2 protein-coding genes are annotated in these 8,989 nt (G+C 37.6%); both read left to right on the forward strand.

What is annotated here, in order from left to right:
• Positions 1-1,182: SspB-related isopeptide-forming adhesin (locus HMPREF2877_RS11320; RefSeq protein WP_256262941.1), on the forward strand; the 1,182-nt coding region annotated here is incomplete at its 5' end.
• 1,615 nt (positions 1,183-2,797) lie between these two features.
• The coding region (locus HMPREF2877_RS09620) for a Spy0128 family protein (RefSeq protein WP_256262942.1) at positions 2,798-8,989 on the forward strand (6,192 nt) is incomplete at its 3' end.

Raw genomic sequence — 8,989 nt, forward strand, 5'->3', positions numbered from 1 at the left:
GTTGATGATGATAAAGAGTTGGCAGACAAGTATGCGGATACTAATGCGAACCCATACGTAGACAAGACAGACAACAACGAGAAAGAAAACTTGAATACTAAGACTGTGAAACGTGGCGATAAATTGGTTTACCAAGTATGGCTTGATACAACTAAATTTGACGCAAACAACAAGGATTATATTCAAACCGTTGGTATCACTGATAACTACGATGAGAAGAAACTTAATGTTAACCAACCAGATATCAAAGCATACGATGGTAAAACTGGTAAAGATGTTACAGCAATGTTCGATATCAAGGTTGAAAACGGTGTGATCACTGCAACACTTAAAGATGGCTTCACTAAGTCACTTGGCGATAAAGATAATACCCAAATTATCGATACAACTAAGTTTGCCTTTGGTCGTTACTATAAGTTTGACATTCCGGCAATTGTTAAAGACAGTAAGAATGAAAAAGGTGAGTTTGATGTACCTTCTGGTTCAGATATTGAAAACACAGCGGGACAAACAGTTCACTACTACGACCCAACAGTTAAGAAGGTCGTGAAAACACCTGAAAAACCAACTGAAAAACGTGTTGTTAACATTTCAGCTAGTGTTACGTTTGAATTCACTAAAAAACTAGAAGGTCGTGACCTTAAGGCTGGTGAGTTTAGCTTTGTACTTAAGGATAGAAAAGGTAAAGTGATTGAAACTGTAAGCAATGATGCTGACGGTAAGATTAAGTTCTCAGCACTTGAGTACAAACATGGTGAAGAAGGTATCCACTTCTACACGGTTGAAGAAGTGAAAGGTAATGATACTACAGTAACTTACGATAAGATGGTAGCTAAAGTTACTGTTTTGGTAGCTAAGGGTGGTAACGTTATGACAGTAACTTCTAAATTGCCAGAAGATACTGAGTTCAACAACATTGTAACGCCACCGACACCACCAACTCCAGTGGTGCCACCAGTTACACCGCCAACACCACCAACTCCAGTGGTACCACCGGTTACACCGCCAACACCACCAACTCCAGTGGTGCCACCGGTTACACCACCGACATCTCCAGAAGTATCTAGAGAACAGGGTCTTCCTAAGACTGGTGAGAACAAGTCTGTAGTAGCAATGGCATTCGGAGGACTCCTTGCGGCAGCTGGACTTGGTTTGGCAGGAAAACGAAAAAAAGAAGACTAAGATAATAATAGGCGTAAAAATAAGATAGTTAGTAAGATTATTTCAGTTTTCAAAAAGAGAGGCTTGACCGAATAAGGTCAGGCTTCTTTTTGTTCGGCACTTAAAAATATCGTAAGTGACCAATAATGAAGTCAATTAAGAAGTTCCAAAGTCTTTATGGGCTGTGGAACTTTTTTATAATTAGCTAACTTATTACATGGACATGTGTGAGGAGGGTGATCTGATTGTTTCTCTCACAAGAGATGAGCAGATTCAAATTGATATTAACTTCTTCATGACAGTAGATTAGTACTTTCAAATAAAATATATTATGAATGATGTGGGTAATGGTAGAAGCTGATAAAAGACTTTGAGCTATTGTCTATTTAGTTATGGTGAATTTGATAATCTTGCAGTCACAATAGAAGCATCTTATCTAGGGGCTACACCATCATTTTTTGATTGAGAAATCAGAAAAAATCAAAGTTTAAGTTCTCTTATGAACTTTCAATAGACTATCATTACTCATTTTATGATTAAGATGATGGGAGGTAGAAGTTTCATAGAAGCAATAGGGAGCGACATTAAAGATAACATCTAGTAGTCCGATTAGTTAACAGTATTGGAAAGGGAGGAGACTTTCTGATAGTTGCTTTGTAATTGGGTACTCAAAGATCTCTTATAAGATAGAAATGTATTACTGGTACTATTTGAGTATTGAAATTATTTCGTAATATCGTTGGTTATTCTTTCATTTGTATTTGAATAAGATACTAGTAGGCATAATTTTTCTCACAGGTTTTGTTATCTTTTGATTTTTTGAAGTTAGAAAATACTAGGACTCATTCTCTATTAATCCTAACTTATGAGACTCTTTTTTAAGTTGAATACTAGTATGCTAAACAGGTGAGAGCAATTATGGATGTTGGATTGTTGCAAACTTTCTTTAAGATTTTACTAGTGTTAATGAAGAAATACTGTTAAACGAAGAAGATGTTAGTATTATTTTAGACGGATAAAGTTATTCTAAGGTTAGGACTAGATGTATATGCCATTTTCATTAAAGATAAAAATATCTATATGAGTGTAAAAGGGAAAGAAATGAGAGGTTGTGTGCGTATATTGCCATTATTATGGATTAAAGTGAGAATAATATAGTGTATATTATAAGATGTTAATTTATTTTTATAATATTATTTCTTTCGGATTATAGGTTTAAATTACTATTTTTAGAACTTACTTCTGTTTATATATGGTGATTCAAGTATTTATGGAACATGAGATGGGTTTGGAATCTTTGACGCTTTTATTAGAAAATAACAAATGAAATCCGAGTTAATTTATTTTAGAAAAGCGTAATTTATATAATGCAATATTAGAAAACAGTAGTTATCGCCTTATTTTAGAAAACGCTTAACATGTTATAAATAAAAGGTTTCTAACGTTTTTATGTTTTTTGTGAATAACGTTACTCTTACAATTGTCAGACAACTAAACTTTTTTTAAAAAAACATTGTTTAATCACTTGACTCTAAATTGTCAGAATGTTAGAATGAAAAAGAATCATGGATATGAGGGGAATTAACTTATAATCATGTATCTATAACTAACTATTTTTTTAGAGGGAGACTTAAACATGAAAGACATTTTCAACAGGCGCCAGCGCTTTTCATTGCGTAAATATTCATTTGGTGTCGCTTCAGTCTTGTTGGGGACGGCACTCTTTGCTGCTCACACTGCACAGGCTGATGAAGTCGTAGCATCTGATGCTTCTTCATCAAACCCTGGTTCATCAGTTGAGGGCGAAAGTTCTTCAGAACTGGTTGAGACGAATACAGCATCAACAGCTCAAGCAGATCCTACTGTAGCTGTATCTTCAACTGAGGCAACTGCGTCAACATTTAACTTGACGCCAGAAGCTTCAACAACAGATAAGGTTGTCGCAGAGGCAACTGACAAACAAGCTACAGAAACTGCGAAACCAGAAGCTTCTAAACCAGCTTCAGAGGCTGCAAAGCCAACAGAAAAAGCTACTTCAGAAGCAGCTAAGCCAGCTACAGTAGCATCAACAGCTACAGCCAGCAACAATGTTGAAACACCAGCTTCAACAAGAACAGCTTCAAACACTTCAGCTACAGCATCAACAGCTGCTCCAGCATCTGAAAATACTGAAGCAGCCGAAACCGCAGCAGAAGCTACAAGTGTTAGCCCACGTGTTACAGCAAATACTTACTCTGTCAGATCTGCTGCAGACCGTAGTGCAACACTTGACCGTGCTGCTAGTGATATCACAAATGCTGGTGCTTTGGCAACAGGTCGTAGCCGTCGTCGTAATACACGTGCTTTGACAGATCACAACTATGAGGCGGTCTCTGTAGAAACTCACCTTAAAGATGGTGAAAAAGCTACTCCAGACATGACAGATCCTAATGGTGCAACTGTTCGTTCTCAAACAGTGCCATCGGGCTACCAAGCTAAAGAAGGTGACTACTATACTTATAGTATCGTAGATCTTACTAATTTTAACAAACGTTACCATACAAATTACTATACACGTGCTTACAAGAGATTTGATGCTTCAACAGATACTACTGTTGAATTGGTTGACAAGAACACTGGTAATGTAGTAGAAACAAGAACCGTATCAGCTTCTAGTGGTATTCAAAAATTTACGACTACCAAAGCAGCCTCTAATGGGGAGTTAACTTGGCAAGTAGATTACGATAAAGGTTTAGGTGCTGGACCAGGGAAGACAGATTCACCGTTTATCCAACTTGGATATGAAGTTGGTCCAAGTATCAAGGCTTTAGTTGCTCCAGGACACAATCTAACTCCTACAGAACAAGCTTTATATGATGCAGTTTATGCTGCGCGTAATTCAACGGATATCATCAACGTTGTAGAACCAGCATATAATGGTCGTACTATTACAGATACGAATGCTAAAATTCCATTATTTGTTCAAAAATCAACTTACTATAGAGTAGTCGATAGAAATAATACTTCATTTAATGCGAATAAAACAGATAAAACTGTTCAAGATTATGTACCAAATGGTAATGAAGTAACATTAGCCAACTACACGCTGAAAGCGATGGAAGGACAACACTTTACAGCATCTGGTGAACGTCAATTTGATGGTTACAAACTTTATCAAACAGCTACTCCAGATTCAACAACTGGTTATGTTAGCCGTCCTTATACAGTTGGTACCAAGTTTATGGATGCTGATCGTGCTGGAATAAAACGTATCAAAGAAATTGTTGGAGAAGATGGATCTGTTGTCATTCGTGTCTACTTATTAGATCCAAGACAACAAAACAAACGTTCTGATGGTACATTGAACACTGATGGCTATATGTTGCTAGCAGAAACCAAGCCTATTAAACCAGGTGATTATAACAAAGAAGAGTTGGTTGTTAAGAAAACACCACTTAAAACGATTGCACACACTGTAACTGATCCAAGAACAGGGGCAAAAACGAACTATCCAAATGGTAAGGACGTTCCATTTGATTTCCAAAGAGATGCTTCTTACACTCCGTATAAGACAGTATTTGTACCATTCTTGGGAGATAATATCGGTCACCTTTCTCCAAACGCACAATTAGAGCGTGGAGTAGGAGGTATTGGTACTAACGTTGACTTGCTCAACTCTTTGACGCCATACAAGCCAACAGTCTACTACTATGTGAAGTCAGAACCTGTAACAGTGACTCCAGAAGTTGAAAAACAACTTGAAGGACGCACACTTGTTAATGGTGAATTTAACTTTAAGATTAAAGAAGAGCAAGCTAACAAATCAGTTCCTTCATATGAAGAAACAGTAACTAACCAAAATGGTAAAGCTACATTTAGTAAATTAACATTTAACAAAGCTGGAGTATACACTTACACAATTACTGAGGTTAAAGGCTCAGATACAAACGTCGATTATGATGCAATGACTGTTACAATGACAGTTACTGTAACTGAGAAAAATGCTGCTGGTGATTTGCAAGCTTCAGTTAAATACAGTGCTGAAGGTGGATTCAAATCAAGTGCAGATGATAAAATTTTCAATAACTACGTTGTAGCTCCAGTTAAGACTAAGTTCGACTTTAGTAAGGCTCTTGCAGGTCGTACTCTTAAAGAAGGCGAATTTACATTTGCTCTTAAAGATTCAACTGGTAATGTTCTTCAGACCAAGAAAAACAGCGCTAATGGTGTTATTGCCTTTGATGACTTGACATTTGATAATACTCAAGTTGGTACTCACAAGTATACTGTAGAAGAAGTTATCCCAGATAATAAAGAAGCTGGTATGACTTACGATACAATGAAAGCTGAAGTAACAATCACTGTTACTAAGGAAGGCCACGTTCTTAAAGCAACTAACATTCTTCCAGCAGATACAGAATTCAATAACACATTCACACCAGGTGCGGTTAAAGTTAACCTTGACTTTGATAAATCACTTTCAAATGGTACTTTGAACGCAGGTGACTTTAGCTTCACGTTGACTGGTGATAACAATGTTAATGAAACTGTAACCAACAAAGCTAACGGTAAGATTAACTTTAGCGAATTGTCATTTGACCATGAAGGTGTCTACAACTACACTGTTAAAGAAGTGAAAGGCAACAATGCCGATGTAGACTACGATGAAATGACTATCGCAGTTAAAGTAACGGTTACTAAAGATGCTACTACAGGTCTTTTGGCTGCTAAGACTGAAATGACTTCAACAGGTGGTGAAGCAACTGGTAGTGATGACAAGATCTTCAACAACCACGTTGTAGCTCCTGTAACTGCTCAATTTGACTTCAGCAAAGCTCTTGCAGGTCGTAACTTGAAAGCTGGCGAATTTAGCTTCGTATTGAAAGACAAAGATGGTAAAGTCCTTCAAACAAAACAAAATGATGCTAGCGGACGTGTTCGTTTCGATGCCTTGACATTTACAAATGCTCAAGTTGGTAACCACAAGTACACTGTAGAAGAAGTTCAAGGAACTGAAGCAGGTATGACTTATGACCCAATGAAAGCTAACGTAACAGTTACGGTTACTAAGTCAGGTCATGCGCTTACTGCTGTTGCAACTCTTCCAACTGATACAGAATTCAACAATACATTCACATCAGCTCCAACTCAAGCTCAATTTAAGTTCACTAAACGTCTTGAAGGTAAAGCGCTCACAGCAGGTGCCTTCACATTCGAATTGCTTGAAAACGGCAATGTTATTCAAACTAAGAAAAATGCAGCAGATGGTTCAATCACATTTGATGCTATTGAATACAGTGCTGAAGGTGAACACACTTACACTGTGCGTGAAAAAGCTGGTAACGATACAAACATCGATTACGATACTATGAACGCAGAAGTGAAAGTTAAAGTTACTAAAGATGCTGCTACAGGTCTCTTGAGTACTGCTGTTACAATGCCTGAAGACACAGAGTTCAACAACTATGTAGTTTCTCCAGTTGTAACTAAGTTTGACTTCACTAAGAAATTGGCAGGTCGTGAACTTAAAGCTGGTGAATTTAGCTTTGTATTGAAAGATGCTGCTGGTAACGTCGTTGAAACAGTTAAAAATGATGCTGCTGGTAACGTAACCTTCTCAGAATTGTCATTTGACAATACTAAAGTTGGTACACACACTTACACTGTAGAAGAAGTGATTCCTGAAAACAAAGAATTCGGAATGACTTACGATAAGATGAAAGCTACAGTGACAGTTGAAGTTGCTAAGAATGGTCACACATTGACTACTGTTACAAACGTTACATCAACTGGTGGTGTAGACGCTAACGGTAACGCAACTGACGGTACTGCAGATAAAGAATTCAACAACAAAGTCACTCCTCCAGAAACTCCTGAATTCCAACCAGAAAAATTTGTCGTTTCTAAAGAGAAATACGACATCACTGGTAACAAGTTGATGGATGACGACGATGATGTACCTGGTAACGAGTACACAGCAACAAATGCGAATCCATATGTTGATGGTGTTGCAAACAACGAACCAGAAAACTTGAATACTAAGACTGTTAAACGCGGTTCTAAATTGGTATACCAAGTATGGCTTGATACTACTAAATTCACAGAAGCTAACAACATCCAATACGTTGGTGTATCTGATACATACGACGCAGATAAATTGAACGTTAACGCATCTGATATCAAAGCCTACGATTCAGTAACTGGTGCAGATGTGACTGCTAAATTCGACATCAAAGTTGAAAACGGCACAATCACTGCAACTTCTAAAGAAGCATTTATCAAAGATAAAGTAAACAACCCTGTTATCGATACTACTAAGTTCGCTTTTGGACGTTATTATAAATTTGATATTCCAGCAACTGTTAAAGAATCTGTTAAAGCTGGTGCTGATATTGAAAATACAGCCAACCAAACAGTTCACGTTTACAACCCAGTGAGCAAGACAGTTGAAAAACCTGAAAAACCAACACAAAAACGTGTTAACAGCGTTCCAGTTCCAGTTGAAATGAACTTCACTAAACGTTTGGAAGGTCGTGAACTTCAAGCTAACGAATTCGAATTCGTATTGAAGAAAGACGGCGTTGAAGTTGAACGCGTGAAGAATGATGCTGCTGGTAAGATTGTCTTCAAGACTCTCGAGTTCGGTCGCGATGATCTTGGTAAGACTTACAACTACACAGTAGAAGAAACTCCTGGTACAGATGCAACTGTCAAATACGACACAATGGTTGCTACTGTTAAAGTTGTGGTTTCACATGACGGTACAGCTAAAGCAATCGTTGCCAACGTAACAGACGCTGCGGATAAAGAATTTAACAACCGTGTAACACCTCCTGAAGAACCTAAGTTCCAACCAGAGAAATACGTTGTTTCTAAAGCGAAATTCGATATCACTGGTACTAAGCTCGTTGATGATGATTCTGAATTGACAGATAAATATGGTGAAACAAATACAAACCCATATGTCGATAATACAAACAACAACGAAGAAGAAAACTTAAATACTAAATCAGTTGAACGTGGATCTAAACTTTACTACCAAGTTTGGTTGGATACAACTAAATTTGATGCAGCTAACAAAGACAATATCCAAACAGTAGGAATCACAGATAACTACGATAAGGATAAATTGATTGTTAATGCTTCAGAAATCAAGGTTTATGATTCAGTAACTGGTGCAGATGTTACTAACAAGTTCGATATCACTGATAACAACGGTGTTCTTACAGCTAACCTTAAAGCTGGCTTCACTAAGTCACTTGGCGACGCTGAAAATACTCAAATCATTGATACAACTAAGTTTGAATTTGGACGCTACTATAAATTTGATATTCCAGCAACAGTGAAAGGCGATGTTGTAGCTGGTGCAGATATCGAAAACAAAGCGGCTCAAGTTGTTAACTACTACAACCCAACAACTAAGAAAGTTGAAAAACCTGAAAAACCAACTGAAAAACGTGTAAACAGTGTTCCAATCTCAGTAGAATTCAACTTCACTAAGAAATTGGAAGGTCGTGACCTTAAGGCTGGCGAATTCACATTCGAGTTGAAAGACAGTGACAATGTTGTGATTGCAACTGCAACCAACGATGCAGCTGGTAAGATTAAATTCTCTCCAGTAGAGTACACAAATAAAGCTGGTGAAAAAGTTACAGCCCTTAAATACAAGAAGGGTCAAGAAGGTACTTACAAGTACACTGTAACAGAGGTTAAGGGTACAGACGCAACTGTCGATTACGATACAATGGCTGCTGTTGTAACCGTTACTGTTTCTCATGATGGTACAGCGAAAGCCTTGATCACAAACGTGACAGAACCTGCGGATAAAGAATTTAACAACCGTGTAACA

Origin of the sequence: Streptococcus sp. HMSC072D03 (assembly GCF_001812855.1) — a bacterium.
Taxonomy (GTDB): domain Bacteria; phylum Bacillota; class Bacilli; order Lactobacillales; family Streptococcaceae; genus Streptococcus; species Streptococcus salivarius_D.